Annotated in this window: 23 protein-coding genes; 17 read left to right on the top strand and 6 right to left on the bottom strand. The window is 70.7% G+C overall.

Annotation, left to right across the window (positions count from 1 at the left end):
• Nucleotides 1-96: 96 nt before the first annotated feature.
• The 3 genes from ACZ4XX_RS15455 to ACZ4XX_RS15465 all read left to right on the top strand — a co-directional run bounded on the left by ACZ4XX_RS15455 (nt 97) and on the right by ACZ4XX_RS15465 (nt 3,077).
• The gene (locus tag ACZ4XX_RS15455; protein WP_468508438.1) at nt 97-969 is read left to right on the top strand and encodes a menaquinone biosynthetic enzyme MqnA/MqnD family protein; all 873 of its coding nucleotides are present in this window, start codon (nt 97-99) and stop codon (nt 967-969) included.
• Nucleotides 970-1,270: 301 nt separating this feature from the next.
• Nucleotides 1,271-2,470, top strand: a complete 1,200-nt coding sequence (gene mqnC, locus ACZ4XX_RS15460; protein WP_468508439.1) for a cyclic dehypoxanthinyl futalosine synthase — start codon at nt 1,271-1,273, stop codon at nt 2,468-2,470.
• 7 nt (nt 2,471-2,477) lie between these two features.
• On the top strand, nt 2,478-3,077 hold the full coding sequence (locus ACZ4XX_RS15465) for an imidazolonepropionase-like domain-containing protein (RefSeq protein WP_468508440.1): 600 nt from the start codon (nt 2,478-2,480) through the stop codon (nt 3,075-3,077).
• A gap of 16 nt (nt 3,078-3,093) precedes the next feature.
• On the opposite strand, the gene ACZ4XX_RS15470 is transcribed toward ACZ4XX_RS15465, so the two are convergent.
• Both ACZ4XX_RS15470 and ACZ4XX_RS15475 read right to left on the bottom strand, forming a co-directional pair.
• On the bottom strand, nt 3,094-3,831 hold the full coding sequence (locus ACZ4XX_RS15470) for a hypothetical protein (RefSeq protein WP_468508441.1): 738 nt from the start codon (nt 3,829-3,831) through the stop codon (nt 3,094-3,096).
• 8 nt (nt 3,832-3,839) lie between these two features.
• The gene (locus ACZ4XX_RS15475; protein ID WP_468508529.1) at nt 3,840-4,406 is read right to left on the bottom strand and encodes a SigE family RNA polymerase sigma factor; all 567 of its coding nucleotides are present in this window, start codon (nt 4,404-4,406) and stop codon (nt 3,840-3,842) included.
• Between the two features lie 269 nt (nt 4,407-4,675).
• On the opposite strand from ACZ4XX_RS15475, the gene ACZ4XX_RS15480 reads away from it, so the two are divergent.
• Nucleotides 4,676-5,371, top strand: coding sequence for a demethylmenaquinone methyltransferase (locus ACZ4XX_RS15480; RefSeq protein WP_468508442.1), 696 nt, complete (start codon nt 4,676-4,678; stop codon nt 5,369-5,371).
• A gap of 14 nt (nt 5,372-5,385) precedes the next feature.
• Here the strand turns inward: ACZ4XX_RS15480 and ACZ4XX_RS15485 are convergent, their stop codons facing one another.
• Both ACZ4XX_RS15485 and ACZ4XX_RS15490 read right to left on the bottom strand, forming a co-directional pair.
• Nucleotides 5,386-6,765, bottom strand: a complete 1,380-nt coding sequence (locus ACZ4XX_RS15485) for a phosphodiester glycosidase family protein (protein ID WP_468508443.1) — start codon at nt 6,763-6,765, stop codon at nt 5,386-5,388.
• Nucleotides 6,762-7,499 (bottom strand): peptidase inhibitor family I36 protein, encoded by a 738-nt coding sequence (locus tag ACZ4XX_RS15490; RefSeq protein ID WP_468508444.1) that lies wholly within the window; start codon nt 7,497-7,499, stop codon nt 6,762-6,764. The genes ACZ4XX_RS15485 and ACZ4XX_RS15490 overlap by 4 nt, the downstream gene beginning before the upstream one ends.
• 166 nt (nt 7,500-7,665) lie before the next feature.
• On the opposite strand from ACZ4XX_RS15490, the gene ACZ4XX_RS15495 reads away from it, so the two are divergent.
• A complete protein-coding gene (locus tag ACZ4XX_RS15495) occupies nt 7,666-8,952 on the top strand; it encodes a geranylgeranyl reductase family protein (protein WP_468508445.1) in 1,287 nt (428 codons plus the stop codon).
• Here the strand turns inward: ACZ4XX_RS15495 and ACZ4XX_RS15500 are convergent.
• On the bottom strand, nt 8,918-9,913 hold the full coding sequence (locus ACZ4XX_RS15500) for a GlxA family transcriptional regulator (protein WP_468508446.1): 996 nt from the start codon (nt 9,911-9,913) through the stop codon (nt 8,918-8,920). The genes ACZ4XX_RS15495 and ACZ4XX_RS15500 overlap by 35 nt on opposite strands.
• 85 nt (nt 9,914-9,998) lie before the next feature.
• Here ACZ4XX_RS15500 and ACZ4XX_RS15505 point away from each other — a divergent pair, with 85 nt between their 5' ends.
• Nucleotides 9,999-10,952: an NAD(P)-dependent oxidoreductase gene (locus tag ACZ4XX_RS15505; protein ID WP_468508447.1), complete on the top strand. Its 954-nt coding sequence runs from the start codon at nt 9,999-10,001 to the stop codon at nt 10,950-10,952.
• Nucleotides 10,953-11,042: 90 nt separating this feature from the next.
• Here ACZ4XX_RS15505 and ACZ4XX_RS15510 read toward each other — a convergent pair whose 3' ends face one another.
• Nucleotides 11,043-11,927: a C40 family peptidase gene (locus tag ACZ4XX_RS15510; RefSeq protein WP_468508448.1), complete on the bottom strand. Its 885-nt coding sequence runs from the start codon at nt 11,925-11,927 to the stop codon at nt 11,043-11,045.
• A 670-nt stretch (nt 11,928-12,597) separates the two neighbouring features.
• Between ACZ4XX_RS15510 and ACZ4XX_RS15515 the strand changes: the two genes are divergently transcribed.
• The 11 genes from ACZ4XX_RS15515 to nuoK all read left to right on the top strand — a co-directional run bounded on the left by ACZ4XX_RS15515 (nt 12,598) and on the right by nuoK (nt 23,334).
• Nucleotides 12,598-12,957: an NADH-quinone oxidoreductase subunit A gene (locus ACZ4XX_RS15515; RefSeq protein WP_019888619.1), complete on the top strand. Its 360-nt coding sequence runs from the start codon at nt 12,598-12,600 to the stop codon at nt 12,955-12,957.
• A gap of 17 nt (nt 12,958-12,974) precedes the next feature.
• Nucleotides 12,975-13,529 (top strand): NuoB/complex I 20 kDa subunit family protein, encoded by a 555-nt coding sequence (locus ACZ4XX_RS15520; RefSeq protein WP_024756031.1) that lies wholly within the window; start codon nt 12,975-12,977, stop codon nt 13,527-13,529.
• A gap of 115 nt (nt 13,530-13,644) precedes the next feature.
• Complete coding sequence (locus tag ACZ4XX_RS15525; RefSeq protein WP_266968147.1) at nt 13,645-14,376, top strand: NADH-quinone oxidoreductase subunit C; 732 nt, start codon at nt 13,645-13,647, stop codon at nt 14,374-14,376.
• Complete coding sequence (locus ACZ4XX_RS15530) at nt 14,376-15,698, top strand: NADH-quinone oxidoreductase subunit D (RefSeq protein WP_468508449.1); 1,323 nt, start codon at nt 14,376-14,378, stop codon at nt 15,696-15,698. The genes ACZ4XX_RS15525 and ACZ4XX_RS15530 overlap by 1 nt, the downstream gene beginning before the upstream one ends.
• Nucleotides 15,695-16,435, top strand: coding sequence for an NADH-quinone oxidoreductase subunit NuoE (nuoE, locus tag ACZ4XX_RS15535; RefSeq protein WP_468508450.1), 741 nt, complete (start codon nt 15,695-15,697; stop codon nt 16,433-16,435). The genes ACZ4XX_RS15530 and nuoE overlap by 4 nt, the downstream gene beginning before the upstream one ends.
• Nucleotides 16,432-17,784: an NADH-quinone oxidoreductase subunit NuoF gene (gene nuoF / locus ACZ4XX_RS15540; RefSeq protein ID WP_468508451.1), complete on the top strand. Its 1,353-nt coding sequence runs from the start codon at nt 16,432-16,434 to the stop codon at nt 17,782-17,784. The genes nuoE and nuoF overlap by 4 nt, the downstream gene beginning before the upstream one ends.
• The gene (locus ACZ4XX_RS15545; RefSeq protein WP_468508452.1) at nt 17,781-20,279 is read left to right on the top strand and encodes an NADH-quinone oxidoreductase subunit G; all 2,499 of its coding nucleotides are present in this window, start codon (nt 17,781-17,783) and stop codon (nt 20,277-20,279) included. The genes nuoF and ACZ4XX_RS15545 overlap by 4 nt, the downstream gene beginning before the upstream one ends.
• Complete coding sequence (nuoH, locus tag ACZ4XX_RS15550) at nt 20,276-21,637, top strand: NADH-quinone oxidoreductase subunit NuoH (protein WP_468508453.1); 1,362 nt, start codon at nt 20,276-20,278, stop codon at nt 21,635-21,637. The genes ACZ4XX_RS15545 and nuoH overlap by 4 nt, the downstream gene beginning before the upstream one ends.
• On the top strand, nt 21,612-22,208 hold the full coding sequence (gene nuoI, locus ACZ4XX_RS15555; RefSeq protein WP_030318831.1) for an NADH-quinone oxidoreductase subunit NuoI: 597 nt from the start codon (nt 21,612-21,614) through the stop codon (nt 22,206-22,208). Before nuoH ends, nuoI begins: the two co-directional genes overlap by 26 nt.
• Nucleotides 22,205-23,038, top strand: coding sequence for an NADH-quinone oxidoreductase subunit J (locus ACZ4XX_RS15560; RefSeq protein WP_468508454.1), 834 nt, complete (start codon nt 22,205-22,207; stop codon nt 23,036-23,038). Before nuoI ends, ACZ4XX_RS15560 begins: the two co-directional genes overlap by 4 nt.
• Nucleotides 23,035-23,334, top strand: a complete 300-nt coding sequence (gene nuoK / locus ACZ4XX_RS15565; RefSeq protein WP_030693539.1) for an NADH-quinone oxidoreductase subunit NuoK — start codon at nt 23,035-23,037, stop codon at nt 23,332-23,334. The genes ACZ4XX_RS15560 and nuoK overlap by 4 nt, the downstream gene beginning before the upstream one ends.
• Nucleotides 23,335-23,339: the final 5 nt, after the last annotated feature.

Consider the following 23,339-nt stretch of genomic DNA (forward strand, 5'->3'; position numbering starts at 1 on the left):
GAAAGATCACGTCACTCGCATGTTTGATCTCGCTCCGTGTGCTGACGCGCGTGCCCCGGCGATGCCCACGGTACGAGACGGGTCTAGCCTCACGATGTGGACAATGCAACCGACGACCAGCAGCGCAGCCGGCCCCGCGTCGGGCACATCCAGTTCCTGAACTGCCTCCCCCTCTACTGGGGCCTGGCCAGGACCGGAACGCTCCTCGACCTCGAGCTGACCAAGGACACCCCCGAGAAGCTCAGCGAGCGGCTGGTCCGGGGTGATCTGGACATCGGCCCCATCACCCTCGTCGAGTACCTCCGCAACGCGTCGGACCTGGTCGCGCTCCCCGACATCGCCGTCGGCTGCGACGGGCCCGTCATGTCCTGCGTGATCGTCTCGCAGCGGCCCCTGGAGGAGCTGGACGGGGCGCGCGTCGCGCTCGGCTCCACCTCCCGTACCTCCGTACGCCTCGCCCAGCTGCTCCTCGCCGAGCGGTACGGGGTGGCACCGGACTACTACACCTGCCCCCCTGACCTGGGCCTGATGATGCAGGAGGCCGAGGCGGCCGTCCTCATCGGCGACGCCGCGCTCCGCGCCTCGCTGCACGACGCGCCCCGGCTCGGCCTCCAGGTCCACGACCTCGGCCTCATGTGGAAGGACTGGACGGGCCTCCCGTTCGTCTTCGCCGTGTGGGCGGCGCGCAAGGACTTCCTGGCGCGCGAGCCGGAGACCGTCCACGAGGTGCACCAGGCGTTCCTCGCCTCCCGGGACCTCTCCCTGGAGGAGGTCGCCAAGGTCGCCGAGCAGGCAGCCCGCTGGGAGACCTTCGACGCCGAACTCCTGGAGCGGTACTTCCGTACGCTCGACTTCCGTTTCGGCCCCGAGCAGCTCGCCGGGGTGCGCGAGTTCGCCCGCCGCACCGGACCCACGACCGGCTTCCCGGCGGACGTCGCCGTCGAACTGCTTCCGCCCTCGCGGGATTAGCGGCACGCGCGCGTTCCGGGTTCCCGAGTTCCGGATTCGACTTCCCGCCGGTCTTCCCGCCGGGCCCCGCGGTCGGTCTTCCCGCCGGGTCCCGCGGTCGGTCTTCCGTCGATCTCCCGCGGGCCTTCCGCCGGCTTCCCGGAATTCGCCGTCGCGTCTCCGTTCGGTAATTCACCCCTTTATCCCTGTCCGGACCGTCCGTATTGCCGCCCCGCCCCCGCACGCCACCCGACGGAAGCCGTGAGGAGCGCTGGCGTAGGCTGGTTCGGTCGACAGAACCCCTCCGAAAGGGACACACCCGGTGACCGAGAAGGCCGAACTCCAGTCTGTTCTCGACCGCGCCGCCGCGGGTGGCCGGATCACCCCCGAGGAGGCGCTCGACCTCTACCGCTCGGCGCCCCTGCACGCACTCGGCTCCGCCGCCGACGCCGTGCGCCGCCGCCGGTACGCGGGGACCGAGCACATCGCGACGTACATCATCGAGCGGAACATCAACTACACGAACGTCTGCGTGACGGCGTGCAAGTTCTGCGCCTTCTACGCCGCCCCCAAGGACACGAAGAAGGGCTGGACCCGCGACCTCGACGACATCCTGCGCCGCTGCGCGGAGACCGTGGAGCTCGGCGGCACCCAGATCATGTTCCAGGGCGGCCACCACCCGGACTACGGCGTCGAGTACTACGAGAAGCACTTCGCCGCCATCAAGGCCGATTTCCCGCAGCTGGTCATCCACTCCCTCGGCGCGTCCGAGGTCGAGCACATGGCCCGGATCAGCGGGGTCTCCGTCGAGGAGGCCATCACCCGTATCCACGCGGCGGGCCTCGACTCCTTCGCCGGCGCCGGCGCCGAGCTCCTGCCGGAGCGGCCGCGCAAGGCCATCGCCCCGCTCAAGGAGAGCGGCGAGCGCTGGCTGGAGATCATGGAGATCGCCCACGGCCTCGGGGTCGAGTCGACGTCCACCATGCTGATGGGCACGGGCGAGACCAACGCCGAGCGGATCGAGCACCTGCGGATGATCCGTGACGTGCAGGACCGGACGGGCGGCTTCCGGGCCTTCATCCCGTACACGTACCAGCCCGAGAACAACCACCTCAAGGGCCGCACGCAGGCCACGCTCCTCGAGTACCTGCGCATGATCGCCATCAGCCGGCTGTTCCTCGACAACGTCGCCCACATCCAGGGCTCCTGGCTCACCACGGGCAAGGAGATCGGCCAGCTCACCCTGCACTACGGCGCGGACGACCTCGGCTCGATCATGCTGGAGGAGAACGTCGTCTCCTCGGCCGGCGCCAAGCACCGCTCCAACCTGCGCGAGATGATCGACATGATCCGTACGGCGGACCGCGTCCCGGCACAGCGCACCACGACGTACGAGCACATCGTCGTCCACGACGACCCGGCGAACGACCCGGTCGACGAGCGCGTCGCCTCCCACATCTCGTCCACGGCGATCGAGGGCGGCACGGCGCACCCCGAGCTGAAGCTCCTCGACGCCAACTGACGCGCCCGTGCTGACCATCCACGTCGCCGAGGCGACTCCCGAGACGGCCGTCCTGGTCGACGGCGACCACGTCGCCGCCGTCGGCCCGTACGAGGACCTGGTCGCCGTCAGGCCCGAGGCACGGGTGCGGCGGTGGCCCGGCATCCTCACGCCCGGACTCCTCAACCCCTTCGGCCCCGAGCTGCTCGAAGGCATGTACCACCCGGACCCCCGGGAGGCCGAGGGGTTCGGCACCAAGCCGATCCTCGGCGAGCGTGCGCAGCGGATCTTCCGGGCGGACGCCTCCCGGCGCGGCGCGTCCGCCCGCCGGGGCGTGCAGCAGCTCCTCGCGCACGGAACGGTCGCCGTCGCGGGCGAACTGCGGAGCCAGGCCGCCGTGGACGCCGTGCGCCGGGCCGGCCTCGCCGTCGGGCGCCGTCCGGAGAAGCTCCCCGGCGGCCCGTCCTTCTCGCCGGTGCCGCTGATCCTGCTGCCCGGCCTGGCACCGGGCGGCCCGGCCCGCTTCGCCGTCTTCGACGTCCCGGACCGGGCGTCCCTGGCCGGCCTGGGCGCGGCCACGTGCGTCGCCACCGTCATCGGCGGGCGGCTGGTCTACCGGGTCCGCTGAGCCGTCCCTGGCTCGTTCAGAGCCAGGGGAACGGGTTCATCGGGTCCTCCGACGGGTCCAGCGGTGCCGGAGTCTCCATCGGATGCGCGTCCGCGGCCTTCACCAGCTCCAGGAAGCGCGGGTCGGCGGTCACGACGAGCAGGTCGCGGACCGTCACCGGCACCACCGAGTTCCCTCCCCCTCCCGCGTAGACGGAGAGCTCGACCCGGCTCTTGCGGTACTGGTACTCCACGGTCGACCTGGCGGTCGACTCACGGACAGGGCCGGTCCTCAGCCGCGTGTCCTCCTCGCAGGAGGGAACGTCCTCCGCCCGCGTCTCGCAGTGCCGGAGAGCGGCAGGGGTGGCCGGCCGCACCGAGAAGACGAGGCGGAAGGTTTCGCCGTCCGCGGCGATCAGGTACTTGGCCGCCCCGTTCGACTGCGGGCGGACGTCGGTGACCTTCGCGGGCAGCAACTCGTCGAGGAGTACCGCCGCCCTCCGCTGGTGCTCCGCGACGCGTTCCCGAAGGGCCTCGGCGGCGGTGCGCGGCGGCACCCCGGCCACGTCCGCCGCCGGACGAGGCAGCAGCGCCGTGAGACCGAGGGCTCCCGCCACGAGCACACCGCACACCGCCCCGACCGTGAACCGGGACCGGGCCCGCCGCCTGCGGCCCTCGCGCACCGCGAGCGGGGCGAGGTCGGGCAGCGCTGGCAGACCGTCCGTCGTCCGGTCCATGGCGTCGCGCAACAGAGTGATGTCGTCGTTGTTCTCCACAGCAGACCTCAGCTTTCCGCGATCGAGAGCCCGGCATCCGCCAGGCGTACGCGAAGTCGGGCGAGCGAACGGGAGCACTGGCTCTTGACGGTGGCTTCGCTGCACCGCAGCAGCGAAGCGACGGAGGACACGCTCTGGTCCTCCCAGTAGCGCAACACGACCATCGCCCTTGCCCGGGGCGGGAGTTCGGCGAGCGCGCAGAGCAGGGTCACGCGCAGGTCGGTGTGGTCGGCGGCGGGTGCCGGGGCCATGCCGCCGGTCCGGGTGAAGGCGAGCAGGTCGCGCAGTCGGCGCCGTCGCTCGGACAGGAAGGTGCGGGTCAGCACGGTCTTGGCGTACGCGTGCGGATGATCGGCGGTGCCCGCGCGCCGCCAGTGCTGGTAGAGCTTGGCCAGGGTGGTCTGGGTCAGGTCGCGGGCGGTCTCGGGGTCGCCGCAGAGCAGGTACGCGGTGCGGTACAGCCGCTGCTGTGCGACACGCGCGAACTCCTCGAACCCGGCGACCGTCGCATCGACCGGGCGGGGAGCCGGTCCGCCGGCGGGTCCGTCCGCCGGTCCGAATCCGGCTTCGGCCACCTGCCCGGCCGCGGGTCCGTCCGCCGGTCCGTCCGCCGGTCCGGCCGCCAGTCCGTCCGCGGGTCCGGCCGCCAGTCCGTCCGCGGGTCCGGGTGCCGGTCCGGTCATGGGACCTGGTCTCGTTTCGGTCGGTATCGCCATCGCACCCCTGCCTTCCTCGCCGGCGTGTGCCGGCCACCGTCCTGCACTCACCCCTCCTTGAGAGCGGTCGCGTCCAAAAGGTTGAAGCGGTACGAGGACGGAATCCGGCGGCTGCTTGAATGGGGACCGTGACCCGAGCCTCCCTGGACAAGCAGCCGCACGAAGTCGCCTCGATGTTCGACGACGTGGCGGCGAACTACGACCTCACGAACGACGTGCTCTCCCTGGGCCAGGACCGGCGCTGGCGCAAGGAGGTCGCGAAGGCGGTCGACGCGCGCCCCGCGCAGAAGGTCCTGGACCTGGCGGCCGGCACGGCCACCTCCTCGCAGCCTTTCGCCCGCGCGGGCGCGTACGTCGTGCCCTGCGACTTCTCCCTCGGGATGCTCCGGGTCGGCAAGAAGAACCACCCGTGGATGCCGTTCACGGCCGGCGACGGCACGAAGCTGCCGTTCCGCGACGACGTGTTCGACGCGGTCACCATCTCCTTCGGCCTGCGGAACATCCAGGACACCGAGCAGGCGCTGCGCGAGATGTACCGGGTGACGAAGCCCGGTGGCCGGGTCGTCATCAGCGAGTTCTCGCACGCCACCTGGGCGCCGTTCCGCACGGTGTACGAGGAGTACCTGATGCGCGCGCTGCCGCCGGTGGCCCGCGCGGTCTCCTCGAACCCGGACGCGTACGTGTACCTGGCCGAGTCGATCCGCTCCTGGCCCGACCAGCCGACCCTGGCGGGCATGCTCCAGAAGGCCGGCTGGTCGAAGGTGGCCTGGCGGAACCTGACCGGTGGCATCGTCGCCCTCCACCGGGGCTTCAAGCCCGCCTGACCACCCGCCGGCGGTTACTTCACGTACAGCCCGTAGCCGCCCACGCCCGTGTACACCGCGTCCGCCACGTCCCGGTGCACGGGCGTCCCGTTCACGAGGTCCGTCGGCGGGGTGTGCACCTGCGTGCCCGTCTGCAGGGTCGTGGAGCCGCCGCCGTCCAGGTTGAGGGCGTCGATGATCCCGAGCTCGGGGGAGTCCAGGAGCGCGGCGAAGCTCCGCAGGTAGTCGCCGTCCTCGTTGTCCTTCCCGGTGAGGGTGACGAGCACCGGGCGGCCGCGGGAGTTGGTGCCGAGGGCCGTGCGCGAGTCGGTGCAGATCAGGGTCGTGCCGTCGGCGCCCTTCTCCGTACCGCTGCACGAGTCGGGCAGTTCGGCGGGGACGTCGCCGGAGCGCAGCAGGTGGTGGAAGGAGCTGACGACGTCGACCGAGTCGTCCAGCGGGATGTCCCGGTTCGCGGTCACGTCGTGGAGCTTCTGGTCGACCGTCACGACGTCGTCGCGGACGAGCCGCGCGCGGAGCCACTGGGCCCCGGTGCCGATGCCCTGGATGATCCGGCCGCCCGCGGGGACGACGGTGCCGCCGCGGCCCTCGCGGGCCTCGGTGACGACCCCGTGCGCGTCGACGACGACCTCGAAGCCGGGGTCGGCGGTGGCGGCGACACCCGGGTCGGTGCCGGGCCGGGGGACGGGAGCCCCGTAGTCGTCGGTGAAGACGACGATCTCGTCCGGGTCGGTGTAGACCGGCGGGCTGGTGCCGACCTGCACGTCCTCGGCGTCGCGCGCGCAGTGCGGGGCGCGGCCGGGGGCCCGGTCGACGTCGTCGATCCGTACCGTCTCGCCGGTGGACGCGATCAGCTTCATGTCCGTACGGAGCTTGGTGATGTGCGGAATGCCGTACTGGATCACCGCGCCGGTGCTGCCCTTGCCGGCGCTCCAGCAGCTGGAGCTGTGCAGGGTGCCGTCGGTGGCGGAGACGCCGGTGTGCACGACGGTCTTCTCGGCGCCCGCGGCCGCGGGCTCGCGCTGGAACAGGCCGCCGTTGACGCCCGCGTACGGGTGGCGGGTCGGGACCGTGGTGACCCGGGCGAGCTGCTCGGTGAGCGTCTCGGCGGTGGAGCCGTTCGTGCCGAGGGTGCTTTCCAGGGTGAGGGCCCCCGCGACGGGGTCGATCTCGACGATCTGGAGGATGCGGGCCTTGGCGCGGTTGTCGAGGGTCGTCTCGGTCCAGGTGGTGCGGGTGACGCCGGTCGTGACCGTGACGGGGGTGCCGGCGGTCCAGCGGGCGGCGAGCGGGCTCGGGGCGGGTTCGCCCGCGCCGGAGGCGGGCGAGGTGAGGGCGAGGACCGCACCGAGGGCGGCGGCCGCGGCCGGCCAGGTGCGTCGGTTCCGGGTCACTGGCAGTCCGCCGTTCCGTTGACGAGTTCGTGCGAGCGGAAGGTGCCGGCGAACGGTGCCGGGACGGTGGTGCTGTCGCCGCGCAGGACGACGTACGCGCCGAAGCGCTTCTGGCCCGAGGTGTCGGCCGGGTCGGCCCAGCTGCCGGTGAAGGTGGCCTCGGGGTAGAAGCAGACGTGCTTCTGCGTCCGGTTCCAGGCCGACCTGGGGGCGGCCTCGGCGCCGTAGACGTTGCCGTAGTTCCTGGTGGCGGCGTCGGTCGACGGGAGGTGGGCGGTCATCAGGCCCCGGCCGTTCGCCTCGGTGAAGGTGCAGACCCGGTTGTCGGGGCAGCGTTCGTAGCCGGTGAAGCAGAGGGCGCGGGTCGGGACCAGCTTGTGGGAGCGGACGGCGCCGGGGGCGTACGCGTCCTTGTTGCCGGGCTTGACGGTCTCCAGGAGCCCGCCGTAGGCGGGGGCGCCGTAGACGCACGCCCACAGGGCGGTGTTGTTCTTCGCGGAGAGGCTCCTGCCGTCCCAGCTCGCGTCGTAGCCCTGCAGGGCCTGCCGGTCGGTGAAGTCCCGCCGTTCCCCAGTCCCGTCGGCCCCGGAGTAGAGGCAGAGGGTGGCGGGCGGGCAGTCGTCGTACGGTGCGGGGTCGGCGTTCGCGGGCAGCACGAGGAACACCGAGCAGAGGAGGGCGAGGGCGGCTGTGATCAGCGCGCCCCGCCGTATGTCGATACGGAGGTCGGTCACGGATGATCATCGTGCCAGTACGCTCCGCGCAAGGGAACGCGCGTTCGCCCTGAAGGGGCCGGGCGGGGCGGGCTCCAGCCCTCGGGGGTGACCCTCCGGCCCCGGCGCGACAGGCCCCCCTAGACTTCGATACGTTCCCATCGCCGAATCACCGGGAGATCTCGCCGTGACCGAGCAGCCCCTCTCCGAGCACAGCGCGGACGTCATCGTCGTCGGGGCAGGCCCGGCCGGATCCACCACCGCGTACTACCTCGCCAAGGCCGGACTGGACGTCCTCCTCCTGGAGAAGACCGCGTTCCCCCGGGAGAAGGTCTGCGGCGACGGCCTCACCCCCCGCGCCACCAAGCAGCTCGTCTCCATGGGCATCGACATCTCCGAAGAGGCCGGCTGGCTGCGGAACAAGGGCCTGCGGATCATCGGCGGCGGCGTCCGCCTGGAGCTCGACTGGCCGGAACTCGCCTCGTACCCGGACTACGGACTCGTCCGCAAGCGCGACGACTTCGACGAGCAGCTCGCCCGCCAGGCCCAGAAGGCCGGTGCGCGCCTCTACGAGCGCTGCAACGTCGGCGCGCCGATCATCGACGACCGTACGGGCCGGATCACCGGCGTCCACGCCAAGCTCGGCGAGGAGAAGCGCGAGGTCACCTTCCACGCCCCGCTCGTCGTCGCCGCCGACGGCAACTCCACCCGGATCTCCCTGGCGATGGGCCTGCACCGGCGCGAGGACCGCCCGATGGGCGTCGCCGTCCGCACGTACTTCACCTCGCCCCGGCACGACGACGACTACCTGGAGTCCTGGCTGGAGCTGTGGGACCGGCGCGGCCCGCAGGACCGGCTCCTGCCCGGCTACGGCTGGATCTTCGGCATGGGCGACGGCACGTCCAACGTCGGCCTCGGCATCCTCAACTCCTCGAAGGCCTTCCGCGAGCTGGACTGGCGCGAGGTCCTCAAGGCCTGGTGCGCCTCGATGCCGGAGGACTGGGGCTTCACCCCGGAGAACATGACGATGCCGATCCGCGGCGCGGCCCTCCCGATGGCCTTCAACCGCCAGCCGCACTACACCAAGGGCCTGCTGCTCGTCGGTGACGCCGGCGGCCTCGTCAACCCGTTCAACGGCGAGGGCATCGCGTACGCCATGGAGTCCGGCCAGATCGCGGCCGACGTCATCGTCCAGGCGCACGCCCGCGCGACCCCGGCCCAGCGCGAACTCGCCCTGCGGAACTACCCGCAGGTCCTCAAGGACACCTACGGCGGCTACTACACGCTCGGCCGCGCCTTCGTGAAGCTCATCGGCAACCCGAAGGTCATGAAGATCGCGACCCAGCGCGGCCTGACCCACCCGATGCTCATGAAGTTCACGCTGAAGATGCTGGCGAACCTGACCGACCCGTCGGGTGGCGACGCCATGGACCGCATCATCAACGGACTCTCGAAGGTGGCCCCGAAGGCCTGAACGTCTGCCGGTAGCCGGACGGGGACACCCCGACGGCACGGGTGAAGTGGCGACGGAGATTGGCCGCCGAGCCCAGCCCGCTGTGGTCGCCGACCAGCTCCACCGGCAGGTCGGTGGACTCCAGCAGGGTCTGGGCGCGGGCCACTCGCTGCTGCAGCAGCCACTGCAGCGGCGTCGTGCCGAACTCCTCGCGCACCCGCCGGTGGAAGGTCCGCGGGCTCATCCGGGCCCGCCGGGCCAGCTCCTCCACGGTCAGCGGCTCGGACAGGTGCTCGGTCGCCCACTGCAGTACGGGCCCCAGGCTGTCGTCGTCGCTGGGCGGGAGCGGCGCCTCGATGAACTGGGCCTGGCCGCCGGGACGGTGGGCCGGGACGACGAGGCGGCGGGCGAGCTGCCCGGCGACGGTCGCCCCGAGGTCCGTGCGCACCAGGTGCAGACAGAGGTCGAGCGCGGCGGTGGCCCCGGCGCTGGTCAGGACGGACCCCTCGTCCGTGTAGAGGACCGAGTCGTCCACGATCACCTCGGGGTGGCGGGCGGCCAGTTGCGCGGTGTGCTGCCAGTGCGCGGTGGCCCGGCGGCCGTCGAGGACACCGGCGGCGGCGAGCGCGAAGGCACCGGTGCACAGCGACACCATGCGGGCGCCGGACGCGGCGGCCGCGCGCAGCGCCTCGACCAGCTCGGCCGGCACCTCCTCGCCGTCCTCCACGACCGCGTCGGGCACGGACGGCACGATGACGGTGTCCGCGCCCACGAGTCCGTCGAGACCGTGGTCGGTCCGTACGGAGAAGACGCCGCCCTCGCCGGAGTCCCCGCAGAGCCGCAGCTCGTACCAGGGGTCGGCGAGGTCCGGATGCGGGATGCCGAAGACCCCGCACGCCAGGGAGAGTTCGTACAGCTCCCACAACGACGTTCCGGTCCGCCGGTCCGGGAGGACGGCGATGGCGACCACACCTGCGCTCATGCCGCCGACCGTACGGCAGGAATCGTGCGGTCGTCGTCGGTCCTGCCACTGTCGTCCGGATTCCGCCGCTGCGAGCGTGGATTCCATGAACGCACAGAACCCCGACGCGCAGAACGCCGACGCACCGAACCCCCACGCACAGGCCCCCCACGTACAGAACGCCCGCACGCAGAACCCCGACGCGCGGAACGTCACCGTCATCGGTCTCGGGCAGATGGGCTCCGCCCTCGCGGCCGCCTTCCTCGCCGCCGGCCACCGCACCACCGTCTGGAACCGCACCCCCGGGAAGGCCGACGCCCTCGTCGCCCGGGGCGCCGTCCGCGCCGCCTCCGTCGCGGAGGCCGTCGCCGCGAGCGGGCTCGTCGTGGTCTGCGTCCTCGACCACCCGGCCGTACACGGGCTCCTCGCCCCGGTGGCCGGGGCGTTGCGGGGCCGGGTCCTGGTGAACCTCACGTCCGGTTCGCCGGAGCAGGCCCGCGCGGAGGCGGAGTGGGCGGCCGAGCACGGCATCGGCTACCTCGACGGCGCCGTCATGACGACCCCTCCGGGGGTCGGCGACAGCGCCAACATGATCCTCTGCTCGGGCTCGCCCGAGCTGCTCGCCGCGCACCGCGCGACGCTCGCCGCCCTCGGCGACCCGGTGGACCTCGGGCCGGACGCGGGGCTCGCCTCGCTCTACGACGCGGGTCTGCTCGGCCTCATGTGGTCCGTCTTCGGCGGCTGGCTGCACGCGACCGCCCTCGCGGGCGCGGACGGCGTGCCGGCCCGGGACTTCACGGCGGTGGCGAACCGCTGGCTGAAGACGGTCTCCTGGTTCATGGCGGGGTACGCCGAGCAGATCGACGCGGGGCGGTACCCGGGCGCCGACGCCACGATCGACGTCCAGGTGGCGGCGATCGGGCACCTGCTGCACGCGGGGGAGGTGCGGGGCGTCGACAACCGGCTTCCGGAGCTGCACCTGGAGCTGATGCGCGCGGCGGTCGCGGCGGGCCACGGAGGGGACAGTTACGCCCGGATCATCGAGAACTTCCGCAAGTAGGACGTGCGGGGCGTATCGGGACGGGAATGGGAAAAGCCGTCACTCCCCCGAGGAGTGACGGCTTTTCGCGGGCCGTGAGGTGCGGGTCGGTCAGAGGAGACGGACCGCGCCGGAGGGCATGTCCCAGTCCAGGGAGCGCTCGACGACACCGGTCGACGAGTTCTGCGCGCCGACGTAGTTGCCGCCGCCCACGTAGATCGCGACGTGGTACGAGCCGCTGCGGCTGCCCCAGTACAGGATGTCGCCCGGCTGCAGGTTGCTCAGGGAGACGGAGGTGCCCATGCTCGACTGGTCGTACGAGATGCGGGGCAGGTCGATGCCGGCCTGGCGGTAGGCGGCCTGGACGAGGCCGGAGCAGTCCCAGGAGTTGGGGCCGGTGCCGCCGGTGACGTACGAGTCGCCGACCTGGGCGCGGGCGAAGGCCACGATCGCGGCGGCGGAGCCGGTGGGGGCCTGGGTCTGGCTCTCGTCGGAGCCGGCCGAGGAGCCGGAGTCGGAGGAGCTGCCGCTCGCCGACGTCGAGGTGAGCTGGGTGCGCTCGCTGGTGCGGGAGGCGCGCTCCTGGGCCTCCTTGCGCTCCTGCTCGGCCTTCGCCTCGGCCTCGGCCTTGAGGCGGGCCTTCTCGGCCTTCTCGGCGGCGGCCTTGCGGTCGGCCTCGGCCTTGGCCGTCTTGGCCTCCTTGGCGGCCTTCTGCAGCGCGAGGTTCTCCTGCGTCTGGAGGCTCTGGTCGAGCGCCTCCTGCTGGGAGGCCTCGGCGGAGGCGGCGACGGCGGAGGCGAGACCGGAGCCGGTCTCGAGCGAGCCCAGGGTGGGCATTTCGATGGTCTCGGTCACCGGCTCGGCATTCGCCGGCCCGGCAGCACCGGCCACCGCGATGGTGCCGAGGACGCCACCGGCAACTCCGGCTCGCAGCGCGAGCTTCGAGGCGCTGCGGCGGGGCTTCCGGTGGCTGGGTATGTGAGCGGTGTGGGACATGAGGACAACCGCTATCAGGGCTTCACGGTTCCCTTCAAGAAACGTGGGTTGCGCCACAGTTACGTTCGGAATCTCATAATCCGCTTCTGTGGCGCCCTTATTGACGCCGTAACGGGCAAATCGGGCACAGCTCATCTGGCGCTTGATCACGGGTTTTCAATGAAACGTCCGAATTGCCCGACGCTTACCACCTCTTGACGCATGTGGCCAAGCCCCATGCTTTTGGAGGCTTCGGAGTGTGGTGCAGGTCACACTTCTGTCTCGCGAACGCTCGTGAACGGGCGCACGCGTCCACCGCCGTACGCCGAGCCCCTCGACCGGGCGACGGGCGGTTCCTTTATCACCCGGATGAGTCCATCGCCAATTTGCCTGTAGTGACCATCACTTGATAGTGCGACACCCCCTCCGATCAGCGATTTCCGGTCCGGATGTCACATCTGGTGATCACCTGGGCGCTTCGCGCAACAAGATCACCGCTCATCCGACTTCATGATCCTTCGTCAGGTGGTGGAGATCACAAACTCGTTGCTGTACCCCGTGTCGCAGATCACAGAGGGGCGGGCATAAGATGCGGGGCAGCCGGGCTTGTGAACTGCCTCACATGGGGGCGATCTTTCACGGTCCGGCCGTGCGGTCCAACGGTCAAGGACGACTGGAAGGAGCGAGGAGCGTGAATGCGTACGCGCCCGTCCTCGTGCTCGGTGCCCTGGGTGCGGGGTTTGCGATCTTCTCCGTGGTCATGGCCACGCTTATCGGGCCAAAGCGGTACAACAGGGCAAAACTTGAGGCGTACGAGTGCGGCATCGAGCCGACACCCACTCCCGCCGGAGGCGGCCGCTTCCCGATCAAGTACTACCTGACGGCGATGCTCTTCATCGTCTTCGACATCGAGATCGTCTTCCTCTACCCCTGGGCTGTCACCTTCGACGCCCTGGGGCTTTTCGGGCTCGTGGAGATGCTGCTCTTCGTGCTCACCGTCTTCGTCGCCTACGCGTATGTGTGGCGTCGCGGCGGCCTGGAATGGGACTGAGGGGCTGAGGGGCACCTATGGGACTCGAAGAGAAACTCCCGAGCGGCTTTCTGCTGACGACGGTCGAACAGGCCGCGGGCTGGGTGCGCAAGGCGTCCGTGTTCCCCGCGACCTTCGGCCTCGCATGCTGCGCCATCGAGATGATGACCACCGGAGCCGGCCGGTACGACCTGGCCCGCTTCGGCATGGAGGTCTTCCGCGGCTCACCGCGCCAGGCCGACCTGATGATCGTGGCCGGCCGGGTCAGCCAGAAGATGGCGCCGGTCCTGAGGCAGGTCTACGACCAGATGCCCAACCCCAAGTGGGTCATCTCCATGGGCGTCTGCGCCTCCTCGGGCGGCATGTTCAACAACTACGCGATCGTCCAGGGCGTCGACCACATCGTGCCGGTCGACATCTACCTGCCGGGCTGTCCGCCGCGCCCGGAGATGCTGCTCGACGCGATCCTCAAGCTCCACCAGAAGATCCAGACCTCCAAGCTCGGCGTGAACGCCGAGGAGGCGGCCCGGGAGGCGGAGGAGGCGGCGCTCAAGGCGCTGCCGACGATCGAACTGAAGGGTCTGCTGAGGTGACCGACGCACGCGCGGCCGCCGGGCCGCAGACAGCGACGAAGCCGGCACCTCTGCTCCCCCTGCCTTCGTCGGGTGGTGCCCCCAGCGCGGGCGGAGAAGGGAACGGTTCAGCACAGTGAGCGACGAGACACCCAATCCCGAGAAGGACCTCAGCGCGCAGAACCTGCCGGGGCAGCGCGGGGAGCACGGCGAGGAGGTCCGCGTACAGCGCGGCATGTTCGGCGCCAACAACGGCGGCGACACCTCCGGATACGGCGGACTCGTCCGCTCGATCCGGCTCCCCGGGCCGGCCTCCCGCCCCTACGGCGGCTGGTTCGACGAGGTCGCCGACGAACTCGAGGGCGCACTGGAGGAGCAGGGCCTGCTCCCCGAGAACGCCATCGAGAGGACGGTCGTCGACCGGGGCGAGCTCACCTTCCACATCGAGCGGGAGCACCTCGTCCGCGTCGCCCGGACCCTCCGCGACGACCCGGCGCTCCGCTTCGAGCTCTGCACCGGCGTCTCGGGCGTCCACTACCCGGGCGACAAGGGCCGCGAGCTGCACGCCGTCTACCACCTGCGCTCGCTCACCCACGGCCGGCTGATCCGCCTGGAGACGTCCGCCCCGGACACCGACCCGCACCTGCCGTCGCTCGTCGCGGTCTACCCGACGAACGACTGGCACGAGCGCGAGACGTACGACTTCTTCGGCATCGTCTTCGACGGCCACCCCGCCCTCACCCGGATCATGATGCCGGACGACTGGCAGGGCCACCCGCAGCGCAAGGACTACCCCCTCGGCGGCATCGCCATCGAGTACAAGGGCGCCCAGATCCCGGCTCCGGACCAGCGGAGGTCGTACAGCTGATGTCCACGTCCCACGCGTCTCCCCGAGAGACGACAGAAGGCACCGTCTACACGGTGACCGGCGGCGACTGGGAAGAGGTCGTCCAGTCCGCCGCGAAGGCCGACGACGAGCGCATCATCGTCAACATGGGTCCCCAGCACCCGTCCACCCACGGCGTGCTCCGGCTCATCCTGGAGATCGACGGCGAGACCGTCACCGAGGCCCGCTGCGGCATCGGCTACCTCCACACCGGCATCGAGAAGAACCTCGAGTACCGGACCTGGACGCAGGGCACCACCTTCGTCACGCGCATGGACTACCTCACCTCGTTCTACAACGAGACGGCGTACTGCCTGGGCGTGGAGAAGCTGCTCGGCATCACCGACCAGATCCCGGACCGGGCCAGCATCATCCGCGTCCTGCTGATGGAGCTCAACCGGCTCTCCTCCCACCTGGTGTGCATCGCCACCGGCGGCATGGAGCTCGGCGCCACCACGATCATGATCTACGGGTTCCGGGACCGCGAGATGATCCTGGACCTGTACGAGCTGATCACCGGCCTGCGCATGAACCACGCGTTCATCCGCCCCGGCGGCCTCGCCCAGGACCTGCCGCCCGGCGCCGTCGACGCCGTGCGCGAGTTCGTGAAGACCATGAAGAAGAACCTGCCGGAGTACGACAAGCTCGCCACCGGCAACCCCATCTTCAAGGCCCGCATGCAGGACGTCGGCTACCTCGACCTCACCGGCTGCATGGCGCTCGGCGCGACCGGACCGATCCTGCGCTCGGCGGGCCTCCCGCACGACCTGCGCAAGACCGACCCGTACTGCGGCTACGAGGACTACGACTTCGAGATCCCCACCGCCGACACCTGCGACTCCTACGGACGCTTCCTCGTCCGCCTTGAGGAGATGCGGCAGTCCCTCCGGATCGTCGAGCAGTGCCTCGACCGTCTGGAGCCGGGCGACGTCATGGTCGGCGACAAGAAGATCGCCTGGCCCGCGCAGCTCGCGCTCGGCGTCGACGGCCTCGGCAACTCCATGGACCACATCGCGAAGATCATGGGCACCTCCATGGAGGCCCTGATCCACCACTTCAAGCTGGTCACCGAGGGCTTCCGGGTCCCGGCCGGGCAGGCCTACGCGGCCGTCGAGTCGCCCAAGGGCGAGCTCGGCGTGCACGTCGTCTCCGACGGCGGCACCCGCCCCTTCCGGGTCCACTTCCGCGACCCGTCCTTCACCAACCTCCAGGCCATGGCCGCGATGTGCGAGGGCGGCCAGGTCGCCGACGTCATCGTCGCCGTCGCCTCCATCGACCCCGTGATGGGAGGCGTCGACCGATGACCGACCAGATCAGTCTGGGCATGCCCCAGCTCCCCGCCCCCGCGTACCCGGCCGAGGTCCACGCCCGCCTCACCGAGGACTCGCGGGCGATCATCGACCGCTACCCGGACTCCCGCTCCGCGCTCCTGCCGATGCTGCACCTCGTGCAGTCCGAGGAGGGCCATGTCACGCGTACCGGCATGGCGTTCTGCGCCGAGACCCTCGGCCTGACCACCGCCGAGGTCACCGCCGTCGCCACCTTCTACACGATGTACCGGCGCAAGCCCTCCGGCGACTACCAGGTCGGCGTCTGTACGAACACGCTCTGCGCGGTCATGGGCGGCGACGCCATCTTCGAGGAGCTCAAGGAGCACCTTGCCGTCGGAAACAACGAGACGACCGAAGACGGCAAGATCACGCTCGAGCACATCGAGTGCAACGCGGCCTGCGACTTCGCCCCCGTGGTGATGGTCAACTGGGAGTTCTTCGACAACCAGACCCCCGAGTCCGCCAAGCGCATGGTCGACGACCTGCGGGCCGGCCGGACCGTCGAACCCACCCGCGGCGCCCCGATCTGCACCTTCAAGGAGACCGCCCGCATCCTCGCCGGTTTCCCCGACGAGCGCCCCGGCGCCGTCGAGGCCACCGGCGGCGCGGGCGCCGCCTCGCTCGTGGGACTCCGCCTCGCCAAGGGCGAGCAGCCGCACCACCGAATCGTCCACCCGCGTGGTGAGACCTCCGGTCAGGAGGGGGAGTGATGACCTTGGCCGCCGAGATCAACAACAGTAGCCCCGAGAAGCTCCTTTCCCCCGTCCTCTCGGCCTTCTGGGACCAGCCCGACTCCTGGACCCTGGAGACCTACGAGCGGCACGAGGGATACCAGGGACTCAGGCGGGCCCTCGCGATGAGCCCCGACGCCCTCATCGCGTACGTCAAGGAATCCGGCCTCCGCGGACGCGGCGGCGCCGGCTTCCCCACCGGCATGAAGTGGCAGTTCATCCCGCAGGGCGACGGCAAGCCGCACTACCTCGTCGTCAACGCCGACGAGTCGGAGCCCGGCACCTGCAAGGACATCCCCCTCCTCTTCGCCAACCCGCACTCCCTCATCGAGGGAATGATCATCGCCTGCTACGCGATCCGCTCCGAGCATGCGTTCATCTACCTGCGCGGCGAGGTCGTCCCCGTCCTGCGCCGCCTCCACGAGGCGGTGCGCGAGGCGTACGCCGCCGGCCTCCTCGGCCGGAACATCCTCGGCAGCGGACTGAACCTGGACATCACCGTGCACGCCGGCGCCGGCGCGTACATCTGCGGTGAGGAGACCGCGCTGCTCGACTCGCTCGAAGGGCGCCGCGGCCAGCCCCGGCTGCGCCCGCCCTTCCCCGCGGTCGCCGGTCTGTACGCCTGCCCCACCGTGGTGAACAACGTCGAGTCCATCGCGTCCGTTCCCGCGATCCTCAACAAGGGCAAGGAGTGGTTCACCTCGATGGGCAGCGAGAAGTCCCCGGGCTTCACGCTGTACTCGCTGTCCGGCCACGTCTCCTCGCCCGGCCAGTACGAGGCCCCCCTCGGCATCACCCTGCGCCAGCTCCTCGACATGAGCGGCGGCATGCGCCCCGGCCATCGGCTCAAGTTCTGGACCCCCGGCGGCTCCTCCACCCCCATGTTCACCGACGAGCACCTCGACGTGCCCCTCGACTACGAGGGCGTCGGCGCCGCCGGATCGATGCTCGGCACCAAGGCGCTCCAGTGCTTCGACGAGACCACCTGCGTCGTCCGGGCCGTCACCCGCTGGACCGAGTTCTACGCCCACGAGTCCTGCGGCAAGTGCACCCCCTGCCGCGAAGGCACCTACTGGCTCGTCCAGTTGCTCCGTGACATCGAGGCCGGCAAGGGCAAGCTGTCCGACCTCGACAAGCTCAACGACATCGCCGACAACATCAACGGCAAGTCGTTCTGCGCCCTCGGCGACGGTGCCGCCTCGCCGATCTTCTCCTCGCTCAAGTACTTCCGCGAGGAGTACGAGCAGCACATCACCGGCCGCGGCTGCCCCTTCGACCCGGCCAAGTCGACCGCCTGGGCGGACAACCACAAGGAGGTGACCGCATGACCGTCACCACGCCCCAGCCCGCCGGCGGCGGCAGCCCGGCCGTACCACCCGAAGATCTCGTCTCGCTGACGATCGACGGCATCGAGATCTCCGTCCCCAAGGGGACCCTGGTCATCCGCGCCGCCGAACAGCTCGGCATCGAGATCCCGCGCTTCTGCGACCACCCGCTCCTCGACCCCGCCGGCGCCTGCCGCCAGTGCATCGTCGAGGTCGAGGGCCAGCGCAAGCCGATGGCCTCCTGCACCATCACCTGCACCGACGGCATGGTGGTGAAGTCGCAGCTGACCAGCCCCGTCGCCGAGAAGGCCCAGCACGGTGTGATGGAGCTCCTGCTCGTCAACCACCCGCTGGACTGCCCGGTCTGCGACAAGGGCGGCGAGTGCCCCCTGCAGAACCAGGCCATGTCCCACGGCCAGGCCGAGTCCCGCTTCGAGGGCGTCAAGCGCACCTACGAGAAGCCGGTCCCGATCTCCACCCAGGTGCTGCTCGACCGCGAACGCTGCGTCCTGTGCGCCCGCTGCACCCGCTTCTCCAACCAGGTCGCGGGCGACCCGATGATCGAACTCATCGAGCGCGGCGCCCTCCAGCAGGTCGGCACCGGCGAGGGCGACCCCTTCGAGTCGTACTTCTCCGGCAACACCATCCAGATCTGCCCGGTCGGCGCCCTCACCTCGGCCGCCTACCGCTTCCGCTCCCGCCCCTTCGACCTCGTCTCCTCGCCGTCCGTCTGCGAGCAGTGCGCCGGCGGCTGCGCCACCCGCACCGACCACCGGCGCGGCAAGGTCATGCGGCGGCTCGCCGCCGACGACCCGGAGGTCAACGAGGAGTGGATCTGCGACAAGGGCCGCTTCGGCTTCCGGTACGCCCAGCAGCGCGACCGGCTCACCACCCCGCTCGTCCGGAACCCGGAGAACGGTGAACTGGAGCCCGCGTCCTGGCCCGAGGCCCTCGAAGCCGCCGCCCGCGGTCTCGTCCGCGGCCGCACCGGCGTCCTCGCCGGCGGCCGGCTGACCGTCGAGGACTCCTACGCGTACGCCAAGTTCGCCCGGGTCGCCCTCGACACCAACGACATCGACTTCCGGGCCCGGATCCACTCCGGCGAGGAAGCCGACTTCCTGGCCTCCGCAGTCGCCGGACGCGGCCGCGACCTGGACGGCACGGGCGTCACGTACACCTCGCTCGAAGCAGCCCCGGCCGTCCTCCTCGTCGGCCTGGAGTCCGAGGAGGAGGCCCCCGGCGTCTTCCTGCGGCTCCGCAAGGCCTGGCGCAAGCACGGCCAGAAGACCTACGCGGTCGCCGCCTACGCCACCCGCGGCCTGGAGAAGTCGGGCGGCACCCTGCTGCCCGCCGCCCCCGGCACCGAGACCGAGTGGCTCGACGCACTCACCTCCCGGGTCGGCCTCGAAGGCGACGGACTCGCCGCCGCCGAGGCCCTCCGCCAGGAAGGCGCGGTCCTGGCCGTCGGCGAACGCCTCGCCGGCGTCCCCGGCGCCCTGACCGCCGCCCTGCGCGCCTCCGCCGCCACCGGCGCCCGGCTCGTGTGGATCCCGCGCCGCTCCGGCGAACGCGGAGCCGTCGAGGCCGGAGCGCTCCCCGCGCTGCTGCCCGGCGGCCGGCCCGCGACCGACCCGCGCGCGCGTGAGCAGGTCGCCGCCGCCTGGGGCGTCCGCGAACTCCCGCACGGCTACGGCCGCGACACCGGCCAGATCGTGGAGGCCGCCGCCACCGGCGAACTCGCCGCCCTGCTCGTCGGCGCCGTCGAGGTCTCCGACCTCCCGGACCCGTCGCGCGCGCGAGAGGCCCTCGACGCGGCCTTCGTCGTCTCCCTGGAGCTGCGGCCCAGCGAGGTCACCGCACGAGCCGACGTCGTCCTCCCGGTCGCCGCCGTCGCGGAGAAGCCCGGCACCTTCCTCAACTGGGAGGGCAGGGCCCGGATGTTCGAGGCCGCGCTCAAGCCCGAGCAGATGACCCGGCCCCTGGCCCCGGCGGACGCGCGCGTGCTCCACATGCTCGCCGACGCCCTCGACGCCCACCTGGCGCTGCCCGACCTCAAGGCCGTACGCCGGGAACTCGACCGGCTCGGCGGCTGGACGGAGGAGCGGGCCTCCGAGCCCGTCGAGCCCGGTCAGGCCGCACCGCGGCCCGGCGACGGCGAGGCCGTCCTCGCCGGACACCGGATGCTGCTCGACCTCGGCCGGCTCCAGGAGGGCGACACCGCCCTCGCGGGCACCCGGCACGAGGCCGTCGCCCGGCTCTCCGCCGCCACCGCCGCCGACACCGGCGTCAAGGACGGCGACACCCTCGAAGTCACCGGCCCCGCGGGCTCCGTCGCCTTCCCGCTCCGGGTCACCGAGATGCCCGACCGCGTCGTCTGGCTCCCGCTGAACTCGGCCGGACGCGGTGTCCTCTCCGACACCGGCGCCCACCCCGGCGACCTGGTCCGCATCGGCCCGGCGACCCCGAGCCCCGTCGATGTCACGGAGGTGCAGGCATGACCACGCCGCTCGCCGCCGAAGACCTGTCCATGTTCGGTACGGACCCCTGGTGGCTCGTCCTGATCAAGGCGGTCTTCTGCTTCGCGTTCCTGATGATCACCGTGCTGTTCTCCATCGTGTGGGAGCGCAAGGTCGTCGCCTGGATGCAGCTGCGCGTCGGCCCCAACCGGCACGGCCCCTGGGGTCTCCTCCAGTCCCTCGCGGACGGCGTCAAGCTGATGCTCAAGGAGGACGTGATCGTCAAGAAGGCCGACAAGGTCGTCTACGTCCTCGCCCCGATCATCGCGGCCATCCCGGCGTTCATGGCGATCGCCGTGATCCCCTTCGGTCCGGCCGGCAACGAGGTCTCGATCTTCGGCCACCGCACCTCGATGCAGCTGACCGACCTGCCCATCGCGATGCTGTACGTCCTCGCGGTCGCCTCGGTCGGCATCTACGGCATCGTCCTCGCCGGCTGGTCCTCGGGCTCCACGTACCCGCTGCTCGGCGGCCTCCGCTCCTGCGCGCAGATGATCTCGTACGAGATCGCGATGGGCGCGGCGTTCGCCTCCGTCTTCCTCTACTCCGGGTCGATGTCGACCTCGGCGATCGTCGAAGCGCAGGCGGACCGGTGGTTCGTGATCCTGCTGCCGGTGTCGTTCATCATCTACATCGTCACGATGGTCGGTGAGACGAACCGCGCCCCGTTCGACATGCCGGAGTCCGAGGGCGACCTCGTCGGCGGCTTCAACACCGAGTACTCGTCCATCAAGTTCGCGCTGTTCATGCTCGCCGAGTACGTGAACATGGTGACGGTCTCGGCCGTGTCGGTGACGCTCTTCCTGGGCGGCTGGCGGGCCCCGTACCCGGTCTCCACCTTCTGGGAGGGCGCGAACCACGGCTGGTGGCCGATGCTCTGGTTCGTCATCAAGGTCCAGCTGCTGCTCTTCTTCTTCATCTGGCTCCGCGGCACGCTGCCCCGCGTCCGCTACGACCAGCTGATGAAGCTCGGCTGGAAGGTCCTCATCCCGGTCTCCGTGGTCTGGCTGATGCTGGTCGCCACCGTCCGGGCGCTGCGGAACGAGAACATCGCCTTCGGCAACATCGTCCTGTACGTCGCCGGAGCCGTCCTCGGACTGCTGCTGCTCTCCTTCGTGGTCGACGCGTTCCGCGACCGGAAGGCGAAGGCCGCGGCGCCCGCACCGGAGGACACCCGCTCCTTCGACCCGATGGCCGGAGGCTTCCCCGTACCGCCCAAGCCCGGACAGTCCCTGCCGGCCGTCCCGCGGCGCAGGCCCCGGCACGAGCGGGACCTCGTCGCGAGCGGCGCCCCCGATACAGCCACTGCGAGTGATGGAAAGGAGACGGACGGTGTCTGATTTCCAGAATCCGGTGGCCGGCTTCGGCGTGACCTTCAAGGCCATGTTCAAGAAGCGGCTGACCGAGCAGTACCCGGAGCAGCAGAAGACGACGGCGCCCCGCTTCCACGGCCGGCACCAGCTCAACCGTCACCCCGACGGTCTGGAGAAGTGCATCGGCTGCGAGCTGTGCGCCTGGGCCTGTCCCGCCGACGCCATCTACGTCGAGGGCGCGGACAACACGGACGAGGAGCGCTACTCCCCGGGCGAGCGGTACGGCCGCGTCTACCAGATCAACTACGCCCGCTGCATCCTCTGCGGACTCTGCATCGAGGCCTGCCCCACCCGGGCACTGACGATGACCAACGAGTTCGAACTGGCCGACTCCTCCCGCGAGAACCTGATCTACACCAAGGAGCAGCTTCTCGCGGGCCTCGAAGACACCATGGTCGACTCGCCGCACGCGATCTTCCCGGGCATGACGGAGCAGGACTACTACCTGGGCCTCGTCGAAGGCGCCGCGCCCGGGACCGTCCGCCAGGTCGCCGTGTCCAAGGGGGAGAAGGACGAGCCGGAGGGGGCGGACGCATGAGCACGAGCACGAACCTCGCGGCGTACGCCACGTCCTCGGGCGAGGCCTTCCAGTTCTGGGTCCTCGGCACCGTCGCCGTCATCGGCGCCCTCTGCACGATCCTGATGAGGCGGGCCGTGCACTCGGCGCTCTGCCTCGCCGGAACCATGATCATCCTGGCGGTCTTCTACCTGGCCAACGGGGCGTACTTCCTCGGCATCGTCCAGATCGTCGTCTACACCGGCGCGATCATGATGCTCTTCCTCTTCGTCGTCATGCTGGTCGGTGTCACGGCCGCGGACTCGCTGAAGGAGACCATCAAGGGCCAGCGCTGGTGGGCCGTCGCCTGCGGCCTCGGCTTCGGCATCCTGCTCGCCGCCGGCATCGGCAACGCCTCGCTGACGGAGTTCGCCGGACTCGGCGCCGCCAACAGCGCCCACGGCGGAAACGTCGAGGGCCTCGCCGCCCTCATCTTCACCAAGTACGTCTTCGCCTTCGAGATCACCGGCGCGCTCCTCATCACCGCCGCCGTCGGCGCGATGGTGCTCACCCACCGCGAGCGCACCGAGCGGGCCGCCACCCAGCGCGAGCTGGCCGAGCAGCGCGTACGGGAAGGCAAGCACCTCCCGCCGCTCCCCGCGCCCGGCGTCTACGCCCGGCACAACGCCGTGGACATCGCCGGTCTGCTGCCCGACGGCACCCCCGCGGAGCTCACCGTCATGCAGACCCTGCGCAAGCGGGGGCAGATCCGGGACGTGTCCACCGAGGCCCTCGCCGACCTCAAGGCCCTGGAGCAGCGCTCCGAGGAGCGGCTCGGCCGGGACCGGGACGAAGAGGAGGCCACCCGGTGAATCCCGTCAACTACCTGTATCTCTCAGCCCTGCTGTTCACCATCGGTGCGGCCGGGGTCCTGATCCGGCGCAACGCGATCGTGGTCTTCATGTGCGTCGAGCTCATGCTCAACGCCTGCAACCTCGCGTTCGTCACCTTCTCCCGCATGCACGGAAACCTCGACGGCCAGATCATCGCCTTCTTCACGATGGTCGTCGCCGCCGCGGAGGTCGTCGTCGGGCTCGCGATCATCGTGTCCGTCTTCCGTGCCCGCCACTCGGCCTCGGTCGACGACGCCAGCCTGATGAAGCTGTGAGGGGC

The sequence above is a fragment of the Streptomyces sp. NPDC029956 genome (assembly GCF_055574655.1).

What these genes read in the sequence shown, in the direction of transcription:
- ACZ4XX_RS15500 (WP_468508446.1), bottom strand. Translation starts at nt 9,913, where the DNA reads ATGAGCGCAGGTGTGGTCGCCATCGCCGTCCTCCCGGACCGGCGGACC.
- ACZ4XX_RS15505 (WP_468508447.1), top strand. Translation starts at nt 9,999, where the DNA reads ATGAACGCACAGAACCCCGACGCGCAGAACGCCGACGCACCGAACCCC.
- ACZ4XX_RS15510 (WP_468508448.1), bottom strand. Translation starts at nt 11,927, where the DNA reads ATGTCCCACACCGCTCACATACCCAGCCACCGGAAGCCCCGCCGCAGC.
- ACZ4XX_RS15520 (WP_024756031.1), top strand. Translation starts at nt 12,975, where the DNA reads ATGGGACTCGAAGAGAAACTCCCGAGCGGCTTTCTGCTGACGACGGTC.
- ACZ4XX_RS15530 (WP_468508449.1), top strand. Translation starts at nt 14,376, where the DNA reads ATGTCCACGTCCCACGCGTCTCCCCGAGAGACGACAGAAGGCACCGTC.
- nuoE (WP_468508450.1), top strand. Translation starts at nt 15,695, where the DNA reads ATGACCGACCAGATCAGTCTGGGCATGCCCCAGCTCCCCGCCCCCGCG.
- ACZ4XX_RS15545 (WP_468508452.1), top strand. Translation starts at nt 17,781, where the DNA reads ATGACCGTCACCACGCCCCAGCCCGCCGGCGGCGGCAGCCCGGCCGTA.
- nuoH (WP_468508453.1), top strand. Translation starts at nt 20,276, where the DNA reads ATGACCACGCCGCTCGCCGCCGAAGACCTGTCCATGTTCGGTACGGAC.
- nuoI (WP_030318831.1), top strand. Translation starts at nt 21,612, where the DNA reads ATGGAAAGGAGACGGACGGTGTCTGATTTCCAGAATCCGGTGGCCGGC.
- ACZ4XX_RS15560 (WP_468508454.1), top strand. Translation starts at nt 22,205, where the DNA reads ATGAGCACGAGCACGAACCTCGCGGCGTACGCCACGTCCTCGGGCGAG.